At 71.5% G+C, this 26,641-nt stretch carries 23 protein-coding genes; 14 read left to right on the top strand and 9 right to left on the bottom strand.

Features of this window, described 5'->3' with window-relative positions:
• Positions 1-45 precede the first annotated feature (45 nt).
• From ACQPXS_RS21180 to ACQPXS_RS21165, 4 genes are read right to left on the bottom strand one after another with little or no spacing between them, the layout of a single operon-like run.
• Entirely contained in the window at positions 46-513 is a 468-nt protein-coding gene (locus tag ACQPXS_RS21180) for a MarR family winged helix-turn-helix transcriptional regulator (RefSeq protein WP_433450899.1), read from the bottom strand.
• Positions 510-1,268 (bottom strand): energy-coupling factor ABC transporter ATP-binding protein, encoded by a 759-nt coding sequence (locus ACQPXS_RS21175; RefSeq protein ID WP_433450898.1) that lies wholly within the window; start codon positions 1,266-1,268, stop codon positions 510-512. Before ACQPXS_RS21175 ends, ACQPXS_RS21180 begins: the two co-directional genes overlap by 4 nt.
• Positions 1,256-2,026, bottom strand: a complete 771-nt coding sequence (gene cbiQ, locus ACQPXS_RS21170; protein WP_433450897.1) for a cobalt ECF transporter T component CbiQ — start codon at positions 2,024-2,026, stop codon at positions 1,256-1,258. The genes ACQPXS_RS21175 and cbiQ overlap by 13 nt, the downstream gene beginning before the upstream one ends.
• Complete coding sequence (locus ACQPXS_RS21165; protein WP_433450896.1) at positions 2,019-3,074, bottom strand: energy-coupling factor ABC transporter permease; 1,056 nt, start codon at positions 3,072-3,074, stop codon at positions 2,019-2,021. Before ACQPXS_RS21165 ends, cbiQ begins: the two co-directional genes overlap by 8 nt.
• Before the next feature lie 169 nt (positions 3,075-3,243).
• Here ACQPXS_RS21165 and ACQPXS_RS21160 point away from each other — a divergent pair, with 169 nt between their 5' ends.
• Positions 3,244-3,582, top strand: coding sequence for an SsgA family sporulation/cell division regulator (locus ACQPXS_RS21160; protein ID WP_365331018.1), 339 nt, complete (start codon positions 3,244-3,246; stop codon positions 3,580-3,582).
• Here the strand turns inward: ACQPXS_RS21160 and ACQPXS_RS21155 are convergent, their stop codons facing one another.
• Both ACQPXS_RS21155 and ACQPXS_RS21150 read right to left on the bottom strand, forming a co-directional pair.
• On the bottom strand, positions 3,583-5,244 hold the full coding sequence (locus tag ACQPXS_RS21155; protein WP_433450895.1) for a penicillin-binding transpeptidase domain-containing protein: 1,662 nt from the start codon (positions 5,242-5,244) through the stop codon (positions 3,583-3,585). It abuts the gene before it with no gap.
• Positions 5,245-5,407: 163 nt separating this feature from the next.
• A complete protein-coding gene (locus tag ACQPXS_RS21150) occupies positions 5,408-7,156 on the bottom strand; it encodes a dolichyl-phosphate-mannose--protein mannosyltransferase (protein ID WP_433450894.1) in 1,749 nt (582 codons plus the stop codon).
• 136 nt (positions 7,157-7,292) lie between these two features.
• On the opposite strand from ACQPXS_RS21150, the gene rsmI reads away from it, so the two are divergent.
• From rsmI to ACQPXS_RS21120, 6 genes are all read left to right on the top strand, one after another.
• Entirely contained in the window at positions 7,293-8,141 is an 849-nt protein-coding gene (gene rsmI, locus ACQPXS_RS21145) for a 16S rRNA (cytidine(1402)-2'-O)-methyltransferase (protein ID WP_351807309.1), read from the top strand.
• A 332-nt stretch (positions 8,142-8,473) separates the two neighbouring features.
• Entirely contained in the window at positions 8,474-8,875 is a 402-nt protein-coding gene (locus tag ACQPXS_RS21140; RefSeq protein ID WP_433450893.1) for a hypothetical protein, read from the top strand.
• A 47-nt stretch (positions 8,876-8,922) separates the two neighbouring features.
• Positions 8,923-9,819 carry a TatD family hydrolase gene (locus tag ACQPXS_RS21135; RefSeq protein ID WP_433450892.1) on the top strand — a complete coding sequence of 299 codons (897 nt, stop codon included), beginning with the start codon at positions 8,923-8,925 and terminating at the stop codon, positions 9,817-9,819.
• A 154-nt stretch (positions 9,820-9,973) separates the two neighbouring features.
• Positions 9,974-11,410: a ubiquitin-like domain-containing protein gene (locus ACQPXS_RS21130; RefSeq protein WP_433450891.1), complete on the top strand. Its 1,437-nt coding sequence runs from the start codon at positions 9,974-9,976 to the stop codon at positions 11,408-11,410.
• A gap of 83 nt (positions 11,411-11,493) precedes the next feature.
• A complete protein-coding gene (gene rsmA / locus ACQPXS_RS21125) occupies positions 11,494-12,393 on the top strand; it encodes a 16S rRNA (adenine(1518)-N(6)/adenine(1519)-N(6))-dimethyltransferase RsmA (RefSeq protein WP_433450890.1) in 900 nt (299 codons plus the stop codon).
• The gene (locus tag ACQPXS_RS21120) at positions 12,390-13,283 is read left to right on the top strand and encodes a 4-(cytidine 5'-diphospho)-2-C-methyl-D-erythritol kinase (RefSeq protein WP_433450889.1); all 894 of its coding nucleotides are present in this window, start codon (positions 12,390-12,392) and stop codon (positions 13,281-13,283) included. Before rsmA ends, ACQPXS_RS21120 begins: the two co-directional genes overlap by 4 nt.
• Positions 13,284-13,292: 9 nt before the next feature.
• Here the strand turns inward: ACQPXS_RS21120 and ACQPXS_RS21115 are convergent, their stop codons facing one another.
• A complete protein-coding gene (locus ACQPXS_RS21115) occupies positions 13,293-13,886 on the bottom strand; it encodes a Uma2 family endonuclease (protein ID WP_433450888.1) in 594 nt (197 codons plus the stop codon).
• 155 nt (positions 13,887-14,041) lie between these two features.
• On the opposite strand from ACQPXS_RS21115, the gene ACQPXS_RS21110 reads away from it, so the two are divergent.
• The 4 genes from ACQPXS_RS21110 (at position 14,042) to ACQPXS_RS21095 (ending at position 20,995) form a co-directional block, all read left to right on the top strand.
• A complete protein-coding gene (locus ACQPXS_RS21110) occupies positions 14,042-15,850 on the top strand; it encodes an ABC-F family ATP-binding cassette domain-containing protein (RefSeq protein WP_365330998.1) in 1,809 nt (602 codons plus the stop codon).
• 505 nt (positions 15,851-16,355) lie between these two features.
• The gene (locus tag ACQPXS_RS21105; RefSeq protein ID WP_433450887.1) at positions 16,356-18,158 is read left to right on the top strand and encodes a PQQ-binding-like beta-propeller repeat protein; all 1,803 of its coding nucleotides are present in this window, start codon (positions 16,356-16,358) and stop codon (positions 18,156-18,158) included.
• A gap of 82 nt (positions 18,159-18,240) precedes the next feature.
• The gene (locus ACQPXS_RS21100; protein ID WP_433450886.1) at positions 18,241-20,085 is read left to right on the top strand and encodes a PQQ-binding-like beta-propeller repeat protein; all 1,845 of its coding nucleotides are present in this window, start codon (positions 18,241-18,243) and stop codon (positions 20,083-20,085) included.
• Between the two features lie 226 nt (positions 20,086-20,311).
• Positions 20,312-20,995, top strand: coding sequence for a helix-turn-helix transcriptional regulator (locus ACQPXS_RS21095; RefSeq protein ID WP_433450885.1), 684 nt, complete (start codon positions 20,312-20,314; stop codon positions 20,993-20,995).
• 175 nt (positions 20,996-21,170) lie between these two features.
• Here ACQPXS_RS21095 and ACQPXS_RS21090 read toward each other — a convergent pair whose 3' ends face one another.
• Together ACQPXS_RS21090 and ACQPXS_RS21085 are read right to left on the bottom strand one after the other, a co-directional pair.
• Positions 21,171-21,515, bottom strand: coding sequence for a hypothetical protein (locus ACQPXS_RS21090; RefSeq protein WP_433450884.1), 345 nt, complete (start codon positions 21,513-21,515; stop codon positions 21,171-21,173).
• Between the two features lie 21 nt (positions 21,516-21,536).
• Complete coding sequence (locus tag ACQPXS_RS21085; protein ID WP_433450883.1) at positions 21,537-23,228, bottom strand: sodium:solute symporter family protein; 1,692 nt, start codon at positions 23,226-23,228, stop codon at positions 21,537-21,539.
• Between the two features lie 180 nt (positions 23,229-23,408).
• Here ACQPXS_RS21085 and galT point away from each other — a divergent pair, with 180 nt between their 5' ends.
• Genes galT through galK form a run of 3 tightly spaced genes read left to right on the top strand, consistent with a single transcriptional unit; the run spans position 23,409 to position 26,583 of the window.
• Positions 23,409-24,470: a galactose-1-phosphate uridylyltransferase gene (gene galT, locus ACQPXS_RS21080; protein WP_433450882.1), complete on the top strand. Its 1,062-nt coding sequence runs from the start codon at positions 23,409-23,411 to the stop codon at positions 24,468-24,470.
• Positions 24,467-25,429, top strand: a complete 963-nt coding sequence (gene galE / locus ACQPXS_RS21075) for a UDP-glucose 4-epimerase GalE (RefSeq protein ID WP_433450881.1) — start codon at positions 24,467-24,469, stop codon at positions 25,427-25,429. Before galT ends, galE begins: the two co-directional genes overlap by 4 nt.
• Positions 25,429-26,583, top strand: coding sequence for a galactokinase (gene galK / locus ACQPXS_RS21070; protein WP_433450880.1), 1,155 nt, complete (start codon positions 25,429-25,431; stop codon positions 26,581-26,583). The genes galE and galK overlap by 1 nt, the downstream gene beginning before the upstream one ends.
• The last annotated feature ends 58 nt before the right edge of the window (positions 26,584-26,641 follow it).

The following is a 26,641-nucleotide window of genomic DNA, read 5'->3' as shown; positions in this document are numbered from 1 at the left end:
GGCAACCGTGGGTAGCGCGGGATCAGCGGGGGGATCAGTGCGGGATCAGCGCCCTCGGTCGGCCGCGGCGCCGGCGCGTTCGGTGAGTTCCCACAACGCCTCGCGCAGCGCTGCGACCTCCTGCGCGCCGAGGCCCGTCGTGGTGAGAAGGGCGCCCGGCACGCGCGCCGCGCGCTCCCTGAGTTCCTCTCCGCGCCCCGTGCACGCGACGAGCACCGAGCGCTCGTCGCCGACGGCGCGCTCCCTTCGGACCAGACCCGCCCCCTCCAGCCGCTTCAGCAACGGCGAGACGGTCCCGTAGTCCAGGCGCAGGGCGCGCGCCAGCTCCTTCACGCTGGTCTCACCGCGCTCCCACAGCACCAGCAGCACGAGGTACTGCGGGTAGGTGAGCCCGAGGTCGTCCAGAAGCGGACGGTATGCGGCGGTCACGGCCCGCTGCGCGGCGTACAGCGCGAAGCACAGCTGGTCGTCCAGCAGCAGCGACCCCTCGGTGGCGCGGTCCTCGTTCGTCACGCGCCCATTGTCACGGACTTCGGGTCGAAGCCGAACGGCAGCTCCAGCCGGTGGGCCCGCATCAGGTCCTCGTCGGAGAGCAGCTTGCCGGTCGGGCCGTCGGCCGCGATCACGCCGTCGCTGAGGATCAGGGAGCGGGGGCACAGCTCCAGGGCGTACGGGAGGTCGTGGGTGACCATGAGGACGGTGACGTCCAGGGAGCGCAGGATCCCGGCGAGTTCGCGGCGGGAGGCCGGGTCGAGGTTGGAGGACGGCTCGTCGAGGACGAGGATCTCCGGTTCCATGGCGAGCACGGTGGCCACGGCCACGCGCCGGCGCTGCCCGAAGGACAGGTGGTGCGGCGGGCGGTCGGCGAAGTCCTGCATGCCGACCCGCTCCAGGGCCGTACGCACCCGCTGCTCCAGAGCCGCGCCCCTGATCCCGGCCGCGGCCGGTCCGAACGCCACGTCCTCGCGCACGGTCGGCATGAACAACTGGTCGTCCGGGTCCTGGAAGACGATGCCGACCTTCTGCCGGATCGCGGCCATGTGCCGCTTGCCCACGGGCAGTCCGGCGACCGTCACCGTGCCGGTGCCGCCGCTCAGGATGCCGTTGAGGTGCAGCACCAGGGTGGTCTTGCCGGCGCCGTTCGGGCCGAGCAGCGCCACCCGTTCCCCGCGGGCGATGGTGAAGTCGACGCCGAACAGGGCCTGGTGGCCGTCGGGGTAGGCGAAGGCCAGTCCGGCCACTTCGAGCGAAGGTGTCACAGAATCCATCCCAGCAGACAGACGACGAGGGCGGCGCAGGGGAGGGTGAGGGCGTACGACCACTGCGCGCGGGACGCGGTCACCTCGTCGATGACAGGCATCGAACCGGCGTAGCCGCGGCTCACCATGGCCAGGTGCACGCGCTCCCCGCGCTCGTAGGAGCGGATGAACAGCGCGCCGGCGGACTTGGCGAGCACGCCCCAGTGCCGCACGCCCCTGGCCTCGAAGCCGCGCGACTCGCGGGCGATCCGCATGCGGCGCATCTCGTCGGCGATGACGTCGCCGTAGCGGATCATGAAGGAGGCGATCTGCACGAGCAGCGGCGGCAGCTTCAGCCGCTGCAGCCCCAGCAGCAGTTCGCGCAGTTCGGTGGTGGTGGCCAGCAGCACGGAGGCGGCGACGCCGAGGGTGCCCTTGGCGAGCACGTTCCAGGCGCCCCACAGCCCGTTCACGCTGAGCGAGAGGCCGAGGACGTGCACCCGCTCGCCCTCCGCCACGAACGGCATGAGCACCGCGAACGCCACGAACGGCGCCTCGATCAGCAGCCGCTTGAGCAGGAGACCGGCGGGCACGCGCGCGTGGCGCGCGACGAGGGCGAGCAGGCCGGCGTACACCGCGAACGCCCACATCGCCTCGCGCGGCGTCGACACGACGACCAGCACGAACAGGAAGGCGGCGGCGAGTTCGGTGTGCGGCGGCAGGCCGTGCACGGGTGAGTGCCCGTGCCGGTAGAGCCTGTGGGCGTGTCCGGCTCCCCTGTCAGGCACCCGTGCCGGCGGGGGAGACGTCCTCGGTACGCCGCCGGCGCACCGCCCAGAACACCGCGGTGCCCGCCACGACCGTGACGCCGACGCCGATCACGCCGGCGAGACCGCCGGACAGCCGGGCGTCGGAGACGTTCCTGACGCCGTAGCCGGCGAGCGGGGAGCCGGCGGCGGCGTGCCGGTCCTGCTTCTTGTCGATGCCCTGGTCGTGCGCGACCTTCTCCAGGCCGTCGGGGTTCGCGGAGGCGTAGAAGCTGACGAAACCGGCGAGCACCAGCGACGCGACCAGGCCCGTCATCCACAGCGCGCGCCGGGAGGTGCGCGCCGCCAAGGGCGCCGTGGGCGCTCCCCCTGGCGCCGGAGCGTCCACCAGCGCGCCGTTCACGCGCAGCTTGAGCCGCTGCCGCAGGCCGCGCGCGCCGTGCACGAGATCCGGGCGCACGGCGATCACCGCGCTCACCGTGAGCGCGGTGATGACGGCCTCCCCGACGCCGATCAGCACATGCACGCCGATCATCGCGGTCGCGACCTTGCCGATGGACACGTCCGTCGTCCCGCCGATCGCGTAGAGGAGCGTGAAGACGACGGCGGCGGTCGGCACGGACGCGAGCGCGGCCACGAAGGAGGCCACGGTCACCGAGCGCCGCTTGCGGGGCAGGACGGCGAGCAGCGCGCGGAAGACGGCGTACGACACGACCGTCGTGGTGATCGCCATGTCGGTGATGTTCACGCCGAGCGCGGTGAGCCCGCCGTCCGCGAACAGCACGCCCTGCATGAGCAGCACCACGGACACGCACAGCACGCCCGTGTACGGGCCGACGAGGATCGCGGCGAGCGCTCCGCCCAGCAGGTGGCCGCTTGTTCCGGCCGCGACGGGGAAGTTGAGCATCTGTACGGCGAAGATGAACGCCGCCACCAGACCGGCGAGCGGAGCCGTCCGTTCGTCGAGTTCACGGCGGGCGCCGCGCAGGCTCACCGCGACGGCGCCGGCGGCGGCCACGGCGGTGACGGCGGAGGTGGGGGCGTCGATGAATCCGTCAGGTACATGCACCGTTTGATTTTAGGCCCTTGTTGCGAATGCTTTGCAAGAGAGAGAAGGTCTCGTGTCCCGGCACAGCGTGAATCATCTCAATAAGCCATAAACCGGGAAATATGGGACATTGGAGAAGAAGCGGAGGCGTGGCTTTCGCTTACGTCACTCAGGGTGAAAGGGCGGTCCGATGTCTGTGGTCGAGCAGTACGCACGCGCCCATATCGTCACGGACGAGGAGGACCCGGGGGCCGTACCCGTCGTGTTGCGCTACGACCCCGACTCCGATCCACGCTCGGTCCGGGTCGGCCTGCCGGGCCCGCACGAGTGGACCTTCTCCCGCGCCCTGCTCGAACGGGGCCTGCGGACACCGGCCGAGAGCGGCGCGGTACGGGTGTGGCCGTGCGGGCGCGTCCAGGCCGTCGTCGAGTTCCACTCCGATGACGGTGTCGAGGTCGTCCAGTTCGAGTCGAAGACCCTGGTGAGGTTCCTGCGCCGGACGTACACGGCGGAGCCGGTACGGGCTTGATCAGCCCATCTTGAGCAGGGACGCCACGATCGGCCCGGCCGTGTCGCCACCGTGGCCGCCCGCCTGGACCACACCGGCGGCCGCGAGGTCCCCCTTGAAGGCGGTGAACCAGCCGTTCGGCTTCTTCTGGCCGTCGACCTCGGCGGAGCCCGTCTTGGCGCCGTAGTCGCCGCTCATGCCCGCCATCGCCTTGGCGGCCGTGCCGTAGTCCGCCGTGAACCGCATGACGTCCTTCAGCTCGGACTGCGTCTTCGCGGACATGGTGCGCGACGCCTTCGCCAGCGTGCGGTGGTCCACGTCGGGAGAGACCAGGTACGGCTGGTGGAAGGCGCCCGACTCCACGGTGGCCGCCACCGACGCCATGTTCAGCGGGTTCATGCGCACCCCGCCCTGCCCGATCAGCGAGGCGCCCATCTGCGCGCCGCTCTGCACGGGGACGGCGCCGTCGAAGGAGGGGACGCCGATGGCCCAGTTGTTCATGGACAGGCCGTAGACCTCCTGGGCCTCCTTCGTCAGGTCGCTGTTGGACAGCTTCGGCGCGAAGTCGATGAAGGCGTTGTTGCAGGAGGCCCCGAAGCTCTGCTTGAACGTGCCCTTCTTGATCTCGGAGTCGCCGTCGTTGTGGAACGTCCAGCCGGCCAGCTTGTACGTCTTGGGGCAGGGGTGCGAGGCGTCCGGGGTGATCAGGTTCTTCTCGAACAGCATGGTCGACGTCACGATCTTCATCGTGGAGCCGGGCGCGAGGGAGCCCTGGAAGCCGACGTTGAAGCCGTGCTCGCTGTTGGCGACCGCGAGGATCTCGCCGGTCGAGGGCCGCACGACGACCACGGAGGCCCGCGAGCGCTTGCCGACCTGCTCCTCGGCCGCCGCCTGGAAGGCGGGGCTCAGCGTCGTCCTCACCGTGCCCGGGGTGCCCTTGCTCAGCTCCACCAGCGTCTTGTCGGACAGCCCGGCCTTCTGCGAGGCCTTGCCGCGCACCACGCGCAGTTCCACGCCCGCCTTGCCGCCCGCCGTCTTGCCGTACTTCTCCCGCAGCCCGTCCAGCACCGGCCCCAGGGAGGCGTACTTGGAGGCCGTCAGCTCGCCGCCGTCACGGTCCAGCGCCTTGACCGGCGGAGTGCCGGACTCGCCGGTGACGAGCGTGTCGCCGTCCTTCAGATCCGGGTGGACGACCGAGGAGTGCCAGTCGACCAGCGGCCTGCCGTCGCTCGCCCGCCGCACCACCGTGAGCGAGGAGCCGTAGGCCAGCGGCTTGCTGAGGTTCTGGTACGACACCGTCGCCTTGACGGAGAAGGGCACCTTGGCGCCCGTGGGCGTGCCGGCGGTCAGCGTGACGCCCTTCAGGTGGGCGTCCTTGGTGTAGCCGGTCAGCAGCTCGGTGGCGGCGGAGGCGTCGTCGGTGGCGGCGGCCGCCTCACCGATCCTGCCCTGCCGCCACGCGGTGAGGAAACGGGTGGAGGCCGTGCGGACCTCGGCGGCGCTGAGGGGGCCGGTCTTGACGGTCTTGTGGGGGGCCGAGGCACTGTCGTCTGCGGCGGCACCGCCGCCGGTCAGCGCGTAGACGGCGAACCCGGCGCCGCCGACGACGAGGGCGATGACCCCGCCGACCAGGGCGGGCCCGGTCGTCTTCCGTCGCTCGGCGACGCGCCTTCTCTTGCCCACAGCCTCAGTTCCTCCGTGCCTTCCCCAGGGTCCCCGCAGCCCTCACACTCCCCAACGACGGCACTCACCTTAAGGTCCCCGCCTCAGCGGGTGATCCCGGCGGCGAATCCGTAGCGCACTTGCGACAATCCGCACGGGACGCGGCCCCGTCGGAAAGCCGTGCTCACACCCAGGTGTCCAGCCACATCCGCGACCGCCACGAGTCGATCGGGATCGCCGTGCCGGTGTACAGGGGCCAGAAGTAGATGAAGTTCCAGGCGATCAGCAGCACCAGGACGCCCGCCGCCGACGCGCCGATCACGCGGCGGGTGTCGGAGGAGTCCGGTGGGCCGATGATCGCGCCGATCATCATCGCCACCGCCAGGCACAGGAACGGCAGGAAGACCACCGCGTAGAACAGGAAGATCGTCCGCTCCTGGTACAGGAACCAGGGGAGGTAGCCCGCCGCGATGCCGCACGCGACGGCACCGGCGCGCCAGTCGCGGCGCAGCGCCCACCGCCACAGCACGTACAGGATCGCGAAGCAGGCCGCCCACCACAGCAGCGGTGTGCCGAGCGCCAGCACCTCGCGGGCGCACTTCTGGCCCGAGCTCGCCGGGCAGCCGTCGGCGCCGGGGTTGGGGGACTCGTAGAAGTACGACACCGGGCGGCCCAGCACGATCCAGCTCCACGGGTTGGACTGGTAGGTGTGCGGGGAGGTCAGGCCGACGTGGAACTTGTACACCTCGTGCTCGTAGTGCCACAGGCTGCGCAGCCAGTCCGGCAGGAAGGTCCAGCTGCCGCCCCTGCCGTCGGTGGCCGCCCAGTTGCGGAAGTAGCCGCCGGTGCCGTCCGCCGGGGAGAGGATCCAGCCGGTCCAGGAGGCCAGGTAGACCGCGATCGCCACCGGGACCGTCGCCAGGAAGGCGATGCCCGTGTCGTACTTCAGGGCCGCCACGTACGGGTGCCGGGCGCCGGCCGTCTTGCGCGCGCCCACGTCCCACAGCACTGCCATCACACAGAACGCGATCAGGATGTACAGGCCGTTCCACTTGGTGCCGATGGCCAGGCCCAGCATCAGCCCGGCCACCCAGCGCCAGGGGCGCAGGCCGAAGCGGAACGTGTCGGCGACGCGCTCGTCCGGGCGGACCCGGCCGTCGGCGTCCACCGGCAGCGCCGCGGCCAGTCTCTCCCGCGACCGGTCCCGGTCGATGACCAGACAGCCGAACGCGGCCACCACGAAGAACATCAGCACACCGTCGAGCAGCGAGGTCCGGCTCATCACGAAGTGCAGGCCGTCCACCGCCATCAGCGCGCCCGCCAGGCAGCCGAGGAACGTCGAGCGGAACATCCGGCGCCCGATCCGGCACAGCATCAGCACGCTCAGCGTCCCCAGCAGCGCCGTCATGAACCGCCAGCCGAACGGGTCGAACCCGAAGATCAGCTCACCGAGCCCGATGACGTACTTGCCGACCGGCGGATGCACGACGTACGCCGCGTCCGTCGGGACCGGGAGATGGCCGTGCGTCCGCAGCACCAGGTCGTTGGCGTTCTTGTCCCAGTTGACCTCGAAGCCGCGGTGGACGAGCGCCCAGGCGTCCTTGGCGTAGTACGTCTCGTCGAATATCACCGCGCGCGGGCTGCCCAGGTTCCAGAACCGCATCAGGCCCGCCATCAGCGTCACCAGCAGCGGACCGCCCCAGCCCGACCAGCGGGTGATCCGCTCGGCGAGGACCGGCGGCACGCCGAGCACCTGCCACAGCCGTGGGCCCGGCTCGGCGTACGGGGGCACCAGCCGGTCGCGAACGTCGCCCGAGGGCGCGTCCTTGGCCGGTACGTACCCGAATCGGCGCAGCCGCTGCTGCCACGACGGCCGCTGGTCGTGCGGTGCCTGGCCCTGCCGGAGGTCCATGGAGGACGCGGTACTGGTCACCCGCGCCATGGTAGGGAACCGTTCTGTGCGAGTCCCGTGCATGTGGGGTACCGGTCGGGTACCAGTCGGGATGTGATCGTCGTCCGGGGGTGCGGGGGCGGGCCGCGCGGTGGGCGGGGGCTGGGAGGATGGGGGTGTGACTGGAACCCTTGTCCTGGCAGGTACCCCCATCGGCGACATCGCGGACGCGCCGCCCCGGCTGGCCGAGGAGCTCGCCGGCGCCGACGTGGTCGCCGCCGAGGACACCCGGCGGCTGCGCCGGCTCACCCAGGCCCTCGGCGTCACGCCCAAGGGCCGTGTGGTGTCGTACTTCGAGGGCAACGAGTCCGCCCGGACGCCGGAGCTGGTCGAGGAACTGCTCGGCGGCGCGCGGGTGCTGCTCGTGACCGACGCCGGGATGCCGTCCGTCTCCGACCCGGGCTACCGGCTGGTCGCGGCCGCGGTGGAGAAGGACATCCGGGTCACCGCCGTACCGGGGCCGTCCGCGGTGCTCACCGCGCTCGCCCTGTCCGGGCTGCCCGTCGACCGCTTCTGCTTCGAGGGCTTCCTGCCGCGCAAGGCCGGCGAGCGCCTGTCCCGGCTCCGGGAGGTCGCGGCCGAGCGGCGCACACTGGTCTACTTCGAGGCCCCGCACCGGCTCGACGACACCCTCGCCGCCATGGCCGACGTCTTCGGCGCGGACCGGCGGGCCGCCGTGTGCCGGGAGCTGACCAAGACGTACGAGGAGGTACGGCGCGGCCCGCTGGCCGAGCTGGCCGCATGGGCCGCGCAGGGGGTCCGCGGGGAGATCACCGTGGTGGTCGAGGGGGCGCCGCAGAGTGCCCCCGAGGAACTGGACGCCGCGGAACTGGTCCGCCGGGTACGCGCGCGTGAGGAGGCCGGGGAGCGGCGCAAGGAGGCCATCGCGGCGGTGGCCGTGGAGGCGGGGGTGCCGAAGCGGGTCGTTTTCGATGCCGTCGTTGCAGCGAAGCGTTCCGGTGAGTGACGGGAGTTCGTTCGCCTGACGGCTCGGGGGGTGTGCGCCGTTGGCGGCCCGGGTGTGCGGGGTGTGCTCGCGCGGTTCCCAGCGCCCCATGGGGCGCTGCGGAAACCCCTCTGAGCAGGGATCTTCTCTTGTGAGCGGACGGGCCATGGGACGGCAAAGGGCTGTCGCCGATGGCAAAGGGAAACGGGGCCGATCGTGGCCTTTTCTGCAAGGAAGACCCAAATCGCCTCCAACACTCGACAGCCCTGGTGCGTTCGCGCTGGTGAAGGCGTCCACTGGGTGAAGAGACGCCCCGTCGCGGGGCGCTTGCCCAGCGGACAAGAGGAGCCGGCATGAGTGAGATCGCAGGGCAGACCGGCCTGCGCGGCACGCCCACAGCCGTCGTTCACGAGTCGTATGCGTTCGCCTGCATGCGATGCGGGCACGGCTGGGAGCAGTCGTACGAGATAGAGCACCACACGGACGCCGACGGCCAGGAGTTCGTGCTGTACGTGGCGGACGGCCGGGTCGTGCCGTCGCCGCTGAGCCGGCCCGGCTGCCAGAACTGCGACGGTCACGTCGTGCGGATCATGCGCGCGGGTCAGGTCTCGTCGGTGCGCGGCGCCGCCGAGCGGCACCACGCCGTGCCGCAGGCCGGCCCGGTCGAGGCCCCGCGGGTGCCCACGGAGACCCGGGAGCCGCACCACTGGCACCTGTCCGATCTCCTGCACCCGTTCCAGCGCAAGGCCGGCTGAGTGGATCGGCGGCCGCTGAGGGTTTGCCCCTTTCGTAGGATCGGGGCATGCCTTCGAACGCCGGCCAGACCTCCAAGGGCGACAAGAACGCCGCACCGCCGCTTCCGGCGCCGCTGCGCGTTCCGGTCGCCGACTCGCACACCCATCTCGACATGCAGTCCGGCACGGTCGAGGAGGGCCTCGCGAAGGCCGCGTCGGTGGGGGTGACGACCGTCGTCCAGGTCGGCTGCGACATCAAGGGCTCGCAGTGGGCGGCCGAGATCGCCGCGGCCCACGACGGCGTCCACGCCGCCGTCGCCCTCCACCCCAACGAGGCCCCGCGCATCGTCCACGGCGACCCCGACGGCTGGTCGCGGCAGGGCGCTCGCGAGCCGGGCGGGGACGCGGCGCTCGACGACGCTCTCGCCGAGATCGACCGGCTCGCCGGGCTGCCCCAGGTCAGGGGCGTCGGAGAGAGTGGGCTGGACTACTTCCGCACCGGCCCGGAGGGCAAGGCGGCCCAGGAGCGGTCCTTCCGCGCCCACATCGAGATCGCCAAGCGGCACGGCAAGGCGCTCGTCATCCACGACCGGGACGCGCACGCCGACGTCCTGCGCGTCCTGAAGGAGGAGGGCGCCCCCGAGCGCACGATCTTCCACTGCTACTCCGGCGACGCAGAGATGGCGCGGATCTGCGCCCGCGAGGGCTACTTCATGTCCTTCGCCGGCAACGTCACCTTCAAGAACGCCCAGAACCTGCGGGACGCGCTCGCCGTCGCCCCGCTGGAGCTGGTCCTCGTGGAGACCGACGCGCCCTTCCTGACTCCGGCGCCTTACCGCGGGCGCCCCAACGCCCCGTATCTGATCCCCGTCACGGTGCGCGCCATGGCCGCCGTGCGCGGTATCGACGAGGACGCGCTGGCCATGGCCCTCGCCGCCAACACCGCCCGGGCCTTCTGCTACTGAGCCCTGCCGCTCTGCTGGACCGTCTGTTCGAGTACTGGGCGCATGCTCGACGGGCAACAGTACGTAGTCGCGTCGCTTTGGAGAGTGACGAACGCTCCGCTAGGTTCTGTGGGCCCGATCCGGACCCCCTCTGGCACCTCTGGAGCGTGTCGGCGTGAGCAAGTCGCAGAACGAGACGTTCGAGCCGTATGAGCCGCACGACCCGTACGGCCCCGACACTTCCGTGCACACCGCGGAGACCCTGCCGTACGGGATGCACCGGGACACCTACCGGCCCGCCTACGAGGCGCAGGCGTACCTCGTCAGCGAGCCGGTGCCGCCCCGGCGGGGCGTGAGCGGCGTCCCGCAGGCGGACCACGCCGGGAGCGCGCGGGACGCCGGGAGTGCGCGGGACGCCGGGAGTGCGCGGGACGAGGACGTCGCGCCGGAGAACGAGCCGGCCGCCGGTGTGAGTGGGCGGGGTGCGCGCCGGCGCAAGCTGCGCTGCGTCGAGCGCCCGGATTCCGCCGTGCGCCGGCTGCTGCCGCAGGCGCTGGTCGTGGCCTTCCTCGCCGGCGGCACCACCGCGTTCGTCGCCGAGGACAAGGCGATCGAGCTGACCGTCGACGGCAGGCAGCGCACCCTGCACACCTTCGCCGACGACGTGCACGATCTGCTCGCCGAGCAGGGCGTGCGCGTGGGGGCGCACGACATGATCGCGCCCGCCCCCGACGCGGAGCTCGCCAGCGGAGACGCGGTCGCCGTGCGCTACGGGCGCCCCGTCCGGCTCACGCTGGACGGCACGCGGCGCGAGGTGTGGACGACCGCGCACACCGTGGAAGGGGCGCTGGACGAGCTGGGGGTGCGCGCCGAGGGCGCGTATCTGTCCGCCTCGCGCTCCCAGCCCATCGGACGCGCCGGGCTCGCACTCGACGTCCGCACCGAGCGCGCCGTCACGATCATGGCCGACGGCCGGAGCCGGACCATCCGCACCAACGCGGCCACCGTCCGCGAGGCCGTCCAGGAGGCCGGGATCGGCCTGCACGGCCAGGACACCACCTCCGTCCCGCCGGACAGCTTCCCCCGCGACGGACAGACCGTGACCGTGCTGCGGATCAGCGGCACCCGGGAGGTCCGCGAGGAGCTGATCCCGTTCAAGACCCTGCGCAGGGAGGACCCCACCCTCTTCAAGGGCGCCGAGGTCGTCGCCCAGCCCGGGCGGCCCGGACTGCGCCGCGACACCTACCTCCTGCGCATCGTCAACGGTGTCCGCCAGAAGCCGCGCCGGGAGACCTCCGAGGTGGTGCGCAAGCCGCGCAAACAGATCGTGCGGGTGGGCACCAAGCCGCTGCCGACCTCCGTGGCCGGCACCGGCCACCTGAACTGGCACGGTCTCGCCGCGTGCGAGTCCGGCGGCCGCCCGCACGCGGTCGACCCCTCCGGCACGTACGGCGGGCTCTACCAGTTCGACAGCCACACCTGGCACAGCCTCGGCGGCACCGGCCGCCCCCAGGACGCCCCGGCGGAGGAACAGACCCTGCGCGCGAAGAAGCTGTACAAGCGGCGGGGGGCGACGCCCTGGCCGCACTGCGGGGCACGGTTGCACGGTTAGCGGGCCCCGGCGACGGACCCACCCCCGGCCGCGGCACCAGGAGCCTGGCGAACCGGCCGGGCAGACCCCCGTACCCTTGTCCCGTGAGCAGCCCCACCCCCGACGCCCTCCTCGGCCCCGCCGACATCCGCGAGCTGGCGGCAGCGCTCGGTGTCCGCCCCACCAAGCAGCGCGGCCAGAACTTCGTGATCGACGCGAACACGGTCCGCCGTATCGTCCGCACCGCCGAGGTCCGCCCCGACGACGTGGTCGTCGAGGTCGGCCCGGGGCTCGGCTCCCTCACGCTCGCGCTGCTGGAGGCCGCCGACCGGGTCACGGCCGTCGAGATCGACGACGTGCTCGCCGACGCCCTGCCCACGACGATCGGGGCGCGCATGCCGGCGCGCGCCGACCGGTTCGCGCTCGTCCACTCCGACGCGATGCACGTCACCGAACTGCCCGGCCCCCCGCCGACGGCGCTGGTGGCGAACCTCCCCTACAACGTCGCCGTCCCCGTGCTGCTGCACATGCTCGACACCTTCCCCAGCATCGAGCGCACCCTCGTCATGGTGCAGTCCGAGGTCGCCGACCGGCTCGCCGCCCCGCCCGGCTCGAAGGTGTACGGCGTGCCGTCGGTGAAGGCCAACTGGTACGCCGAGGTGAAGCGGGCCGGGGCCATCGGCCGCAACGTCTTCTGGCCCGCGCCGAACGTCGACAGCGGGCTGGTGTCCCTCGTCCGGCGGGCCGAGCCGATCAAGACGACCGCCTCCAGGGCCGAGGTCTTCGCCGTGGTCGACGCGGCCTTCGCACAGCGCCGCAAGACCCTGCGGGCGGCGCTGGCCGGCTGGGCCGGGTCCGCCGCCGCCGCCGAGGCCGCCCTGGTCGCGGCCGGTGTCTCGCCCCGGGCCCGCGGCGAGTCGCTGACGGTGGAGGAGTTCGCGCGGATCGCCGAACACAAGGACGCGCGGAGCACCGAGCACGAGCACGAGGAGAGCGGCGAGTGAGCGTCACGGTCCGGGTACCGGCCAAGGTCAACGTCCAGCTCGCGGTCGGCGCCGCGCGCCCCGACGGGTTCCACGACCTCGCCAACGTCTTCCTCGCCGTCGGCCTGTACGACGAGGTCACCGTCACCCCGGCCGACGAGCTCCGCGTCACCTGCGCGGGCCCGGACGCCGCCCAGGTCCCCCTGGACGGCACCAACCTCGCCGCGCGCGCCGCGATCGCGCTCGCCGGGCGCCGGGGCATCGAGCCGGACGTGCACATCCACATCGACAAGGACATCCCGGTCGCCGGCGGCATGGCCGGCGGCAGCGCGGACGGCGCGGGCGCACTGCTCGCCTGCAACACGCTGTGGAACGCCGGCGCCTCCCGCGCCGAACTGCTCTCCATCTGCGCCGAGTTGGGCAGTGATGTGCCCTTCAGTCTGGTCGGGGGCGCCGCTCTCGGCATCGGGCGGGGCGAGCAGCTGACGGCCCTGGAGGTCGGCGGCACCTTCTGCTGGGTGTTCGCGATGGCCGAGCGGGGGCTGTCGACCCCGGCGGTCTTCCGTGAGTTCGACCGGCTGGCCGAGGGGCGGGAGATCCCCGAGCCGGTGGCCTCGGCGGACCTGCTCCAGGCGCTGGCGAAGGGGGACGTGGAGGCGCTGGCCGCGGCCGTGTCCAACGATCTTCAGCCCGCGGCGCTGTCCCTGTTCCCGGAGCTCGCCGACACGCTGGACGCGGGGCGCGGGGCGGGTGCGCTCGCCGCGCTGGTCTCGGGCTCCGGGCCCACGACGGCCTTCCTGACGCGCGACGCGGAGTCGGCGGAGAAGGTGGCGGGAGCTCTCCGGGCCTCCGGCACCTGCCGCACGGTGCGGACGGCGGCGGGGCCGGTGGCGGGGGCGACGGTTCTCTGACGGCAGGACTCACAGGTTGTCGATGGCGGTCAGGTCGATGTCGATGGAGTACGGCTTGTCGACCTTGATCCGGTCGCGGTGCATGCCGGTGTGGATGTATGCCCTGGTGAGCGGGTCGAGCTCGTAGACATGGATGACGGGCCTGCCGCTCGTCCCGCTCTCCTCGACGCGCCAGAAGTCCGGGATCTCTGCAGCGGCGTACTTCTGGGGCTTGGTCGTGCGGTCACGGGACTCCGAGTCCGGCGAGACGACCTCGATAGCCAGGAGTACGTCCCTGGCCTCGTACCTCGTCTGACCCGGACCCGTGACGGCGTCGGCGCGGATGACGCTCACATCGGGTTCTGGACCATTGCGGTTGTCGAGCACGACGGTCATATCCCGGCTGACCCTGAGCTCGGCAGGCAGAGTCGTGCGCAGGCCGTGGACAAGCAGGTCGATCACACTGGCGTGGAAACGGCGCTGCGGACTCACGAAAACCAGACTCCCGTCGATCAGCTCGGTGTGCGGCGGGAGATCCGGCAGTGTGAACAGGTCGTCCACGGTGTAGCCGTCCTGGGGCGGCACCGGCCACTGGACGCGGTGCTCTACGGACTCGGCGGTCATGGTTCCTCCCATGGACGGGACCTGCTGCCTGCCCTCCACGGTAGCGGCCGCCTCCTGATCACGTCATCACAAAGAGTGACCACCTCCTCGCGCCCCGACTTCACCCCGGCAGGCCCTACGCTAGAAGGCTGACCGACCCCGCGCACAGGAGTGAAATGGCCGTCAACCTGGTCAATGTCGAGAACGTCAGCAAGGTGTACGGCACCCGTGCCTTGCTGGACGGCGTCTCGCTCGGTGTGTCGGAAGGGGACCGGATCGGGGTCGTCGGACGCAACGGCGACGGCAAGACCACCCTCATCCGCATGCTCGCCAAGCTGGAGGAGGCCGACACCGGACGCGTCACGCACTCCGGCGGCCTGCGGCTCGGCGTGCTCACCCAGCACGACTCCCTCGACCCCGCCGCCACCGTCCGCCACGAGGTCATCGGCGACATGGCCGACCACGAGTGGGCCGGCAACGCCAAGGTCAGGGACGTACTGACCGGGCTGTTCGGGGGGCTGGACCTGCCCGGGTTCCCCAAGGGGCTCGACACCGTCATCGGGCCGCTCTCCGGCGGCGAGCGGCGCCGTATCGCGCTCGCCAAGCTGCTCATCGAGGAACAGGACCTGATCGTCCTCGACGAGCCCACCAACCACCTCGACGTCGAGGGCATCGCCTGGCTCGCGAAGCACCTGCAGAACCGGCGCTCGGCGCTGGTGTGCGTCACCCACGACCGCTGGTTCCTGGACCAGGTCTGCACCCGCATGTGGGACGTGCAGCGCGGCGACGTGTACGAGTACGAGGGTGGCTACTCCGACTACGTCTTCGCGCGTGCCGAGCGCGAGCGGATCGCGGCCACCGAGGAGGTCAAGCGGCAGAACCTGATCCGCAAGGAGCTGGCCTGGCTGCGGCGCGGCGCCCCCGCCCGTACGTCCAAGCCGCGCTTTCGCGTGGAGGCCGCCAACGAGCTGATCGCGGACGTGCCGCCGCCCCGGGACAGCTCGGAGCTGATGAAGTTCGCCTCCTCGCGGCTGGGCAAGACCGTCTTCGACCTCGAGGACATCACCGTGCAGGCCGGGCCGAAGGTGCTGCTCAAGCACGTCACCTGGCAGCTCGGGCCCGGTGACCGGATCGGTCTCGTCGGCGTGAACGGCGCCGGCAAGACCTCCCTGCTGCGCGCCATGGCCGCGGCCGCCCGCACCGAGGGCGAGGAGCAGCCTGCCGGTGGCCGTATCGCCGTCGGCAGGACCGTCAAGCTCGCCTACCTGTCCCAGGAGGTCGCCGAACTCGACCCCACCTGGCGGGTCCTGGAGGCCGTGCAGCGGGTCCGCGAACGCGTCGACCTCGGCAAGGGGCGCGAGATGACCGCCGGGCAGCTGTGCGAGACGTTCGGCTTCAACAAGGAGAAGCAGTGGACGCCGGTCGGTGACCTGTCGGGTGGCGAGCGCCGCCGCCTGCAACTGCTGCGGCTGCTGATGGACGAGCCCAACGTCCTCTTCCTGGACGAGCCCACCAACGACCTCGACATCGAGACTCTCACCCAGCTGGAGGACGTCCTCGACGGCTGGCCCGGCTCGATGATCGTCATCTCCCACGACCGCTTCTTCGTCGAGCGCACCACGGACCGGGTCTTCGCCCTCCTCGGCGACGGCACCCTGCGGATGCTGCCGCGCGGCATCGACGAGTACCTGGAGCGCCGTCAGCGGATGGAGGAGGCCGTCGCCGCGCAGGCCGCCGCCGCGGCACCCAAGCCGGCCACGCAGGAGAAGAGCGCCGCCGACCAGCGCGCCGCCAAGAAGGAACTCCAGAAGATCGAGCGCCAGTTGGACAGGATCTCCGAGAAGGAGTCCAAGCTCCACGCCCGGATCGCCGAGAACGCCACCGACTTCGCCAAGGTCGCCGACCTGGACGCCCAGCTGCGCGACCTTGCCGGCGAGCGCGAGGAACTGGAGATGCGCTGGCTGGAGTTGGCGGAGGACGCGTAACGGAGGCGGGTGCGGGGCGGCGCGGGCGCCGACGCGGGTACGGCGCGCGGGCCGGCGCGCGGGCCGGCGCGCGGGCGGGGGCGCGCGCCGCCGAGCGCGGCTCTCGCTCTGGTCGTGTGCGCTGCCGAGCGCGGCTCTCGCTCCGGTCGTGTGCGCTGCCGGCCACGGCGCCCGGCCCGGTACCGCGCGCTGCCTGATCGCGCATCCCCCTGGCCGTGAACCAGGCACCGCACACCCCCTCTTCACCCCCCGCACCCCTCACCGCGCCGGCGTCCGCCCCGGCGCGCGGGGCTGTTGCGTGCGCTGCGTGAAGGGGGCGTGAAGGCGCGTAACGGCCGCATCACGGGCCGGTCGTCCCTTGGGAACAGCGCCGGATCCGGGCCGGTGTGCTGTCCGTACCGAGTGATAGAAAGAGCCGTCTGAGAACCGTCTGAGTAACGACCCAGGGTCCGTCAAGAACCTCAGGGCGTGGCGAAAAATCAGTGAACGAGGGGGAAGAGCGCTGATGACCCAGCCGCCCAACCAGCCGCCGCAGGGCGGATTCGGAGCACCGCAGGACCAGCCGCCGCAGGGCGGCGGATTCGGCGCCCCGCAGACGCCACCGGCCCCGGGCGGTTTCGGCGCCCCGAGCACTCCGTACGGCACCCCGGGCGCCCCCCAGGGCGGGCCCGCCGCGCCCGGCGTACCTCCCGCGCCCCCGCCGCCGGCCCAGCCGCCCGCCCCGCAGCCGCCGCAGCCGGGCTACGGCTATCCGCAGCAGCCGGGCCCGTACGGCGCCCCCGCCCCGGGCCCCTACGGCTATCCGCAGCAGCCGGGCCCGTACGGGGCGGCGCCCCAGCCCGGGTTCGGGCAGCCGCAGCAGCCGCCGTACCCGGGCGCGCCCGGTGCCCCGCCCGGGAAGAAGCGGACCGCGCTGATCATCGGTGCCGCGGTGGCCGCGCTGCTCGTCATCGGCGGCACGGTGTACGCGGTCACGAGCGACGGCGACGGCAGCGGCAAGAAGAAGCCGGTCGCCCAGCAGAGCGACGACAAGCCGTCCGCCTCCGGCTCGCCGAGCGCGCCGGGCGGCGGCGGTGACGACCCGGAGAACCTCAACGAGGGCCGCAAGGCCGGAGAGGCGAAGGTGCTCTGGTACAAGTCGGCACCGGACGCCCCCGGTTCGGGCGCCGACGCGCCCGGCATGTGGATCACCGGCAAGGCCGCGGTGAAGGCGGCGTACAAGCAGGTCTTCGCCTACGGTGTCGGCGACGGCAGGCCCGTGTGGGGTCCCCTCTCCTTCCCGCAGAAGATCTGCGCGGTCACCCCGCAGAAGTCGGCCGACGACAAGGTCGTCGTGGCGTACATGAGCGGCGCGGGCGACGACGCCAAGTGCAATCAACTGCAGCAGATCGACCTGGGCACCGGCGAGAAGGGCTGGAGCGCCAAGGTCGCCGACGGCGGGCTGTTCGACAGCACGCTCAACGTCGAACTGGCCGTGAGCGGCAGGACGCTGATGGTGGGCCGGTCCGAGTCGGGCACGGCGTACGACATCGACAGCGGCAGGAAGCTGTACGACAAGACGAAGTACGGCGCGGCCTGCTTCCCGACCGCGTACGCGGGCGGCACCGACCGGCTGATCCAGGTGTCCTCCTGCGGTGCCGGCGGCAGCAACGCGCACGACGAGATCCAGGAACTGGACCCGGCCACCGGCAAGGTGCGCTGGACCCAGCCGGTCAAGAAGGGCTGGCAGGTCACCCGGACGTTCTCCGTGGACCCGCTGGTGGTCTATCTGACCAACCAGGACAAGAAGGCCTGGAACATCTCGACGTTCACCAGGGACGGCAAGTTCCGCTCCGAGGTGAAGGTCGACGAGAAGTTCGCCCCCCGCTGCGGCTGGGCGATCCTCGAACGCGACCTGCAGGGCTGCCAGGGCGTCGCCGCGGACGCCGAGACGCTGTACCTGCCGACGGACGCCACCAGCACCGCCAACGAGATCGTCGCCATCAGCCTCTCCACCGGCAAGGCGCGGTGGCGGGCCAAGTCCCCGGCGGACGAGCCGATGTACCCGCTGCGGGTCGAGGGCGGCAGGCTCGTCGCGTATGTGCAGCCGTCGTACGACGCGGGCGGCCAGGTGGTGTCGATCCCGGCCACCGGCTCCTCCCACACCACGACCAAGCTGCTGCAGAACCCGCAGGGCACCGCCGAGATCGAGGACACCTTCTTCGACAGTGTCGTGGACTGGGCCGACGGGCGGTTCTTCATCTCCACCGGCCGGCTGTCCGGCAGCGACCAGTCGAAGGAGAAGCTGATCATGGCCTTCGGCAACTGAGCCGCCGTCCCGGCTCAGTCCCCGTCCCGACCGAATCCCCTTCGCCGTCCGGCCCTTTCGGCCTCACCGAGGTACCCGTCCCATGACCCAGCCGCCCCCTCCGCCCCCGAACCAGCCCCCGCAGCAGGGCGGTTTCGGCCCCCCGGCCCCGCAGCCCCAGCAGCCTCCCCAGCCCCAGCCCCCGCAGCCCGGCTACGGCTACCCGCAGGCCGCGTCGGCTCCGCAGCCCCAGCAGCCGCAGCCGCAGTCGCAGCCCGGCTACGGCCCGCCGCAGGTCCCGCCGCCCGCGCAGCCCCCGCAGCCGCAGCCCGGCTACGGCTACCCGCAGGTCCCGCCGCCCGCCCAGCCGCCGCAGCCCGGTTACGGCTACCCCGGTGCGCCGCAGCCCCCGGCCGGCTACGGCCGGCCGCAGAACCCGTACGCGCAGCCCGCGCAGCCGGGTTACGGCTATCCGGGCCTGCCGCCGGCCCCGATGCATTCGCAGCCGCAGCCGGTGCAGGGCGGCGGCGGGCGGAACAACACCGCGCTGTTCATCATCGTCGCGGCGGTCGTCGCGATCGCGCTGATCGTCGGCGGCGGCATCTGGTACACCCACTCCTCCGGGGACGACGGCACGAAGCACGACACCGCCTCCTCCAGCGGCGGCAAGAACGGCAGCGGCGGGACCACGGGGGGCGGCAAGGAGAAGGTGCCGGCCGACCCCGCGGCCGACGTGCTGTTCAAGGTTCCGCTGCCCACCACGGACGACGTGGTGAGCACCGTGGGTTCATGGCTGACCGACAAGGTGTACGCCAAGAGCGGGGTCGCCGAGATCGTCGGTTACGACCCGGTCAAGGGCACCAAGCTGTGGACGATCAAGCTGCCCGGCCCGCTCTGCGCGGCCAGCAGGCAGGTCACGTCCGACGGCCGGACCGCGATCACCTACCAGCCCAAGTGGGACACGAAGAAGAGCTTCGCCGGATGCTCGCAGATCGCCGCGATCGATCTCGACGCCGGCACAAAGCTGTGGACGAAGTCGGTCAAGTCCGGTGACTACCCGGTCAGTTACCAGAATGTGACGGTCGGTCACCGTACCGTCGCGGTCGGCGACACCAGTGGCGGTGCCGCGTTCGACATCGACTCCGGCAAGGCGCTGTGGCTGCCGAAGCCGGGCGACGACTGTTACGACGCGGGGTACGGCGGCGGCGCCAAGCTGGTCGCGGTGCGCAGCTGCGGAGACTTCGACAACGCCCGGCTGCTCATCCAGACCCTCGACCCGAAGACGGGCAAGGTGCTCTCCGAGTACAAGATGGACCCGGGCATCGACGAAGCCTCCGTCGTCTCCACCGACCCGCTGGTGGTGGCCGCCGCCGTGGGCGACAGCACGGAGGTGTCGGACTACTTCTCCATCGACGGCAAGACGGGCAAGCTGCTCGCTCACATCTCCGCGCCGTCGAGCACGTACGCCGGCAAGTGCGAGGGCATCACCCGCGTCGAGGACTGCCACGGGGTCGTCGTCGGGAACGGCAAGCTCTACCTGCCGACCGCGGAGCACGACGGCTCCTCCGGCCTCAGCCAGACCAACTCGGTCGTCGCCTTCGACCTCACCACCGGAAAGCCGACGGGCCAGCGCGCCGATGCCGGCGACGACACCACGCTCGTGCCGCTGCGCATGGACGGGAGCAATCTGCTCGCCTACAAGCCGCCGACGTACAACAAGGGCGGTCAGGTCGTCAGTATCGACGGCGGCAGCTTCAAGGCGACCAAGCTGCTGGAGAACCCCGCCGAGAAGAACGTGCGGGAGGCGGAGAGCAACTTCCTGCCCGACAGCCACGAGTTCCTCTTCCGCGACGGCCGCCTGTACATGGCGCAGGTCTTCGCCCACCGGAAGGGCGTGTCGTCGATCGGCGAGCAGGACCTGGTGCTGGTGTTCGGCACGGGTGGCTGACGCCGCGCCGTCGACGCGGCGGTCTCGCCCGAATGGGTGACTTACCGAGAAGTGCCCCGGATTTCATCGATCCGGGGCACTTCTCATCAATAGGGGCAGCGCGACGTCGAACAAGCGTGTAGCTTCCGGGGGCATGAAGGGCGAGGAGCCGGGGGCCCTCTGTCCTTGTGTGTCGGTGGGCGTCCATAGTGGGGCATCCATGGGGGGGGGACTGGGGGGTTGCTCTATGGGAGTGCGGCTCATGGTCGTCGACGACCATCGCCTGCTCGCGGAGGCGCTCGCGTCGGCACTCAAGCTGCGCGGGCACCGGGTGCTCGCGGCGGCGGCGCCGGCCGCGGGCGCGGCGGACCTGGTGATCGCGCGGGCGCCGGAGGTGTGCCTGCTGGGTACGGCGGCGCCGGCCGAACCGGGTGTGTTCGACCCGGTGGTGAAGATCAAGCGGGAGCGGCCGCAGGTGGCGGTGCTGGTGCTCGGCCCGGTGCCCTCGCCGCGCGGCATCGCTGCGGCCTTCGCGGCCGGGGCGTCGGGGTACGTACGGCACGACGAGCGGATCGAGGGCGTCGAGCGGGCGATCATGAAGGCGCGGGCGGGGGAGGCGGCGGTGGCGCCGCAGTTGCTGCAGGGGGCCTTCGGGGAGCTGCTCAATCCGGCCGCCCAGCCCGATGACGAGGCGCAGCGGTTGCTGTCGATGCTGACGCCGCGCGAGGTGGAGGTGCTGGTCAGGGTGGCCGACGGGGAGGACACCCGGCTGATCGCGGCGGGGATGGGGATCGCGCCGAGTACCGCCCGTACCCATGTCCAGCGGGTGCTGATGAAGCTGGGGGTCGGCTCCCGCCTGGAGGCGGCGGCGCTGGCCGCGCGAACGGGGTTGCTGGACCGGGCGGGACCGGCGGTTTCCGGTCCCGAGTAGGCAGCCCGCACTGGCGCGGGCCGGGGTGGGGGCCGCAACCCGGCGCCGACGGGGTGGCTCCCCCAGTGGGGGAGGCACGACTGCCGGCGGCTGCGGCGGCGCGGGGCCGTATCGATGTGCGGCTACGCTACGCGGGCGCGCCCGGCCCCACGCCCCCGCAGCCGGAACAGGCGCTCTACTCCCCCTGCCGTTCCTCCGGCAGCCCCTGAGGAGGAAGCGGCGGCGGAGTGGGCCGGAGCTTCAGCCAGGCCAGGAAGAAGACGCCCAGCAGGAGCATGCCGATCCCGGTCCAGAGGTTGATGTTGACGCCCTGGGCCTTGTCGATGGCGGCCTGGGAGTCGGTGATGCCGGTGACCGTGACGATGACGCCGTACACCACGAACAGGCCGCCGATGATGCGGCGCAGGTCGAAGATGCGGGCGGCCGTCGTGGACTTGCCCTCCAGCTCGGTGACTTCCCGCGCCACCTCGTCCTCGGTGTAGTGGTGGCGGCGGTCGGGGTGCTCGGGGTGTTCAGACATGGTTTCCTCGATCCTCCCGCGTCAGAACGAGAACGGGACGTAGCAGACGGCGGCCAGGACGACCGCGCCCCAGCCCAGCAGGGCCGGCCGGCGGTACCAGGCCTCGTCACCGGGCGCGGGCGGTTCGGACATGCCGGGGGACCGGGTGCCGTAGACCAGGCCCTGCAGCTCGTGAGCCGGCTTCGGCCTGGTGCACAGGGACACCGCGACCATCACGACCGCGCCGGCGACGAAGCCCGCGATCGCGGAGACGAAGTTGGCGCCCTGGTCGGAGGGCAGGGAGATGATCCCCTTCTTGTAGAACACGAAGTAGTTGATCATCGCCGCCGTGGTGCCCGCGAGCAGACCCCAGAACCCGGACTTGGCGGACGCGCGCTTCCAGAACATGCCGACGATGAACACGACGAACATCGGCACGTTGAAGAAGGAGAACAGCGTCTGCAGGTAGCTCATGATGTTCGAGAACGAGGACGCCAGGAACGCCGTGCCGATGGAGGCGAGGACGCCGATCACGGTGATCAGACGGCCGAACCCGACGTAGTAGCCGTCCTCGCGGCCGCGCACCACGTACTTCGCCCAGATGTCGTTGGTGAACACGGTGTTGAAGGACGACACGTTGGCGGCCATGCCGGCCATGAACGCGGCGAGCAGACCGGTGACGGCGATGCCGAGCACGCCGTTGGGCAGCAGCTCCTGCATCAGGAAGGGGATGGCGTCGTTGTACTGGTAGCCGGAGCCCGCGGTGCCGAACTTCGGGATGAGCGCGGCGGCGACCAGGCCCGGGATCATCACCAGGAAGACGATGAAGATCTTCGGGTAGGCGGCGATCAGCGGGGTGCGCTGGCCGGCGGAGAGGTTCTTCGCGGACAGCGCGCGCTGCACCTCGGCGAAGTTGGTCGTCCAGTAGCCGAAGGACAGCACGAAGCCGAGGCCGAGGACGATGGTCAGCCAGTTCGCGCCGAGCGGGTTGGCGTGGCCGATGCCGGTACCGCCCCACGCGGTGGTGAAGTTCGCGCCGTGCGTCGCGGTCAGCTTGTCGGTCAGCCCGCCCCAGCCGCCGACCTTCTTCAGGCCGAGGACGGTGATCGGGATCAGGGCCGCCAGGATCACGAAGAACTGGAGCACCTCGTTGTAGATCGCCGAGGACAGGCCGCCCAGCGTGATGTACGCCAGCACGAACGCGCCGGCGACCACGATCGCGACCCACTGCGGCCAGCCCAGCAGCGCCTCGACGACGATCGCGAGGGCGTAGAGGTTGACGCCCGCGATCAGGATGGCGGCGAACGCGAACAGGATCGAGCTGAGCAGGTGGGCGCCCCGGTCGAAGCGCAGCAGCAGGAACTCGGGGACCGAGCGGACCTTGCTGCCGTAGTAGAACGGCATCATCACCAGGCCCAGGAAGACCATAGCCGGGATCGCGCCGATCCAGTACCAGTGCACGGTGTACGCGCCGTACTGGGCGCTGTTCGCGGCCATGCCCAGGATCTCGGTGGCCGCCAGGTTCGCCGAGATGAAGGCGAGGCCGGTGATCCAGGCGGGCAGCGAGCGTCCGGAGAGGAAGAAGTCGAGGCTGGTCTTGACGGAGCGGCGGGCAGCGAAGCCGATGCCCAGCACGACGACGAAGTAGATCGCCAGGATCGTGTAGTCCAGCCAGTTGGTGGGGAGCCGTAGTGCCGCCGCCATATACAGGGGACTGTCTGTGGGGGTTTGCATAAGAACTCGCTTCGTTGCGCGAACTGATCCAGAGCGGAACCTACGCCTCCGCGTTCAGAAATTGAACACTTCTGTTGACGTTCTTTGTTTGATTGTGATGGTCCTGGATGTTGTCGAGTTGTGGTCTGTTATGTTTGATTGTGTTGAGTGATTGGGTGCGGGACGTAGAGGAGTCCGGCGTTGAAGAAGACCTCGACACGGCTGGCCGACGGTCGTGAGCTCATCTACTACGACCTGCGGGACGACACCGTGCGTGACGCCGTCGACCGCCGCCCGCTGGAGCGGACCCATACGACGTCCGAGATCCGCCGCGACGAGCTGCTCGGCGACTCGGTCGCCGTCGCCTCCCACCGGCAGGGCCGCACGTACCATCCGCCGGCCGACGAGTGCCCGCTGTGCCCCACGCGGGGCGACCGGCTGAGCGAGATCCCGGACTCGTCGTACGACGTCGTCGTCTTCGAGAACCGGTTTCCCTCCCTCGCCGGCGACTCCGGCCGCTGCGAGGTCGTGTGCTTCACCTCCGACCACGACGCCTCCTTCGCCGACCTGACCGTCGAACAGGCGCGCCTGGTGCTGGACGCGTGGACGGACCGCACGTCGGAGCTGTCGCATCTGCCCTCGGTCGAGCAGGTCTTCTGTTTCGAGAACCGCGGTGCCGAGATCGGCGTGACCCTGGGCCACCCGCACGGTCAGATCTACGCATACCCCTTCACCACCCCGCGCACCGCGCTCATGCTCCGCTCGCTCGCCGCGCACAAGGAGGCGACCGGCGGCGAGAACCTCTTCGACGCCGTCCTGGAGAGGGAACTCGCCGGTGGGCGGGTCGTCCTCGAGGGTGAACACTGGGTGGCGTTCGTGCCGTACGCGGCGCACTGGCCGTACGAGGTACACCTGTACCCCAAGCGGCGCGTGCCCGACCTGCTCGCCCTGGACGAGCCGGCACGCACAGAATTCCCCCAGGTCTATCTGGAACTCTTGAGGCGCTTCGACCGTATCTTCGGCGAGGGGGAACCTCCGACGCCCTACATCGCGGCCTGGCACCAGGCCCCGTTCGGCGCGCTGGAGGAGTTCGAGGGGGTCACGCGGGACGACTTCGCGCTCCACCTCGAGCTTTTCACCATCCGCCGCACTTCCGGCAAGCTGAAGTTTCTCGCGGGTTCCGAGTCCGGCATGAGCGTGTTCATCAACGACGTGCCGCCGGAGCGCGCGGCCGAGCGACTGCGAGAGGTAGCGAGTTCATGAAGTACCTGGTGACGGGTGGCGCGGGTTACGTCGGCAGTGTCGTGGCCCAGCATCTGCTGGAGGCCGGCCACGAGGTCACCGTCCTCGACAACCTCTCCACCGGCTTCCGCGCGGGCGTGCCCGCCGGCGCGGCCTTCGTCGAGGGCGACATCCGCGACGCCGCCAAGTGGCTCGACCCCACCTACGACGGCGTGCTGCACTTCGCCGCGTCCTCGCAGGTCGGCGAGTCGGTGGTGAAGCCGGAGAAGTACTGGGACAACAACGTCGCCGGCTCCATGGCCCTGCTCGGCGCGATGCGCGAGGCGGGCGTCCGCAAGCTCGTCTTCTCCTCCACGGCGGCGACCTACGGCGAGCCGGACGAGGTCCCGATCACGGAGAGCGCCCCGACGAAGCCGACCAACCCCTACGGCGCCTCCAAGCTGGCCGTCGACCACATGATCACCAGCGAGGCGAACGCCCACGGCCTGGCCGCGGTCTCCCTGCGCTACTTCAACGTGGCCGGCGCCTACGGCGCGCACGGCGAGCGCCACGACCCCGAGTCGCACCTCATCCCGCTGGTCCTCCAGGTCGCCCAGGGCCGCCGCGACGCGATCTCCGTCTTCGGCGACGACTACCCGACCCCGGACGGCACCTGCGTGCGCGACTACATCCACGTCGCGGACCTGGCGGAGGCCCACCTGCTGGCCCTGGCCGCAGCCACCCCGGGCGAGCACCTGATCTGCAACCTCGGCAACGGCGAGGGCTTCTCCGTCCGCGAGGTCATCGAGACGGTCCGGCAGGTCACCGGCCACCCGATCCCGGAGATCGTGGCACCGCGCCGCGGCGGCGACCCGGCCGTCCTGGTCGCCTCGGCGGACACGGCCCGCGAGAAGCTGGGCTGGAACCCGTCCCGCGCGGGCCTCGCGGGCATCGTCGCGGACGCGTGGGAGTTCGCACAGCACATCGCAAGGGAGCAGTAGTGGGGGCACAGCAGGTCGCTGAGCGCTTCGCCGAGCTGTACGGCGCCGAGCCGGAGGGAGTGTGGGCGGCACCCGGCCGCGTCAACCTCATCGGCGAGCACACCGACTACAACGACGGCTTCGTGATGCCGTTCGCGCTGCCGCACCGGGCGATCGCGGCGGTCTCCCGCCGCACCGACGGCGTCCTGCGCCTGCACTCGGCGGACGTCGAGGGCGGCGTAAAGGAGCTGCGGCTGGACGACCTGGCACCGCAGGGCGACGACGAGTGGACGGCGTACCCGGCGGGCGTGGTCTGGGCGCTGCGCGAGGCGGGCCACGGCGTGACCGGCGCGGACGTCCACCTGTCCTCGACGGTCCCGACCGGCGCCGGCCTGTCCTCCTCGGCGGCCCTGGAGGTGGTGATCGCGCTCGCCCTCAACGACCTGTACCAACTGGGCCTTCCGGGCTGGAAGCTGGCCCGGCTGTGCCAGCGCGCCGAGAACGTCTACGTCGGCGCGCCCACCGGCATCATGGACCAGACCGCGTCGGCCTGCTGCGAGCAGGGCCACGCGCTCTTCCTGGACACCCGCGACCTGTCCCAGCGGCAGATCCCCTTCGACCTCGCGGCCGAGGGCCTGCGCCTGCTGGTCGTGGACACCCGGGTCAAGCACGCCCACAGCGGCGGCGAGTACGGCAAGCGGCGGGCCGGCTGCGAGAAGGGCGCGGCCCTGCTCGGCGTCGACGCCCTGCGGGACGTGCCGTACGCCGAACTGGACACGGCCCTCGCCCGCCTGGGCGACGAGGAGGAGGTCGTCCGCCTGGTCCGCCATGTGGTGACGGAGGATCACCGGGTCGAGCGGGTCGTCGACCTGCTCCGCGCCGGCGAGACCCGCGCGATCGGCCCCGTCCTCACCGAGGGCCACGCCTCCCTGCGCGACGACTTCCGCATCTCCTGCCCGGAGCTGGACCTGGTCGTGGACACGGCCCTGGCGGGCGGCGCGCTCGGCGCCCGCATGACCGGCGGCGGCTTCGGCGGCTCGGCGATCGTCCTGGCGGAGGCGGCCGAGGTGGACACCCTCACCAAGGCGGTCGAAGAGGCCTTCGCGGCAGCGGGCTTCACCGCTCCGCGGGTGTTCGAGGCGGTGCCGTCGCCGGGCGCCGGCCGACTGGTCTGACACCCGCCCCGGCCACGACAGGCACCGGCCCCGCACACGTCGGCGTGTGCGGGGCCGG

The organism is Streptomyces sp. CA-142005 (assembly GCF_050942335.1).
Taxonomy (GTDB): Bacteria; Actinomycetota; Actinomycetes; order Streptomycetales; family Streptomycetaceae; genus Streptomyces.
Note: the sequence above shows the minus strand (reverse complement) of the source record. Positions and strands in the feature narration are given on the sequence as shown.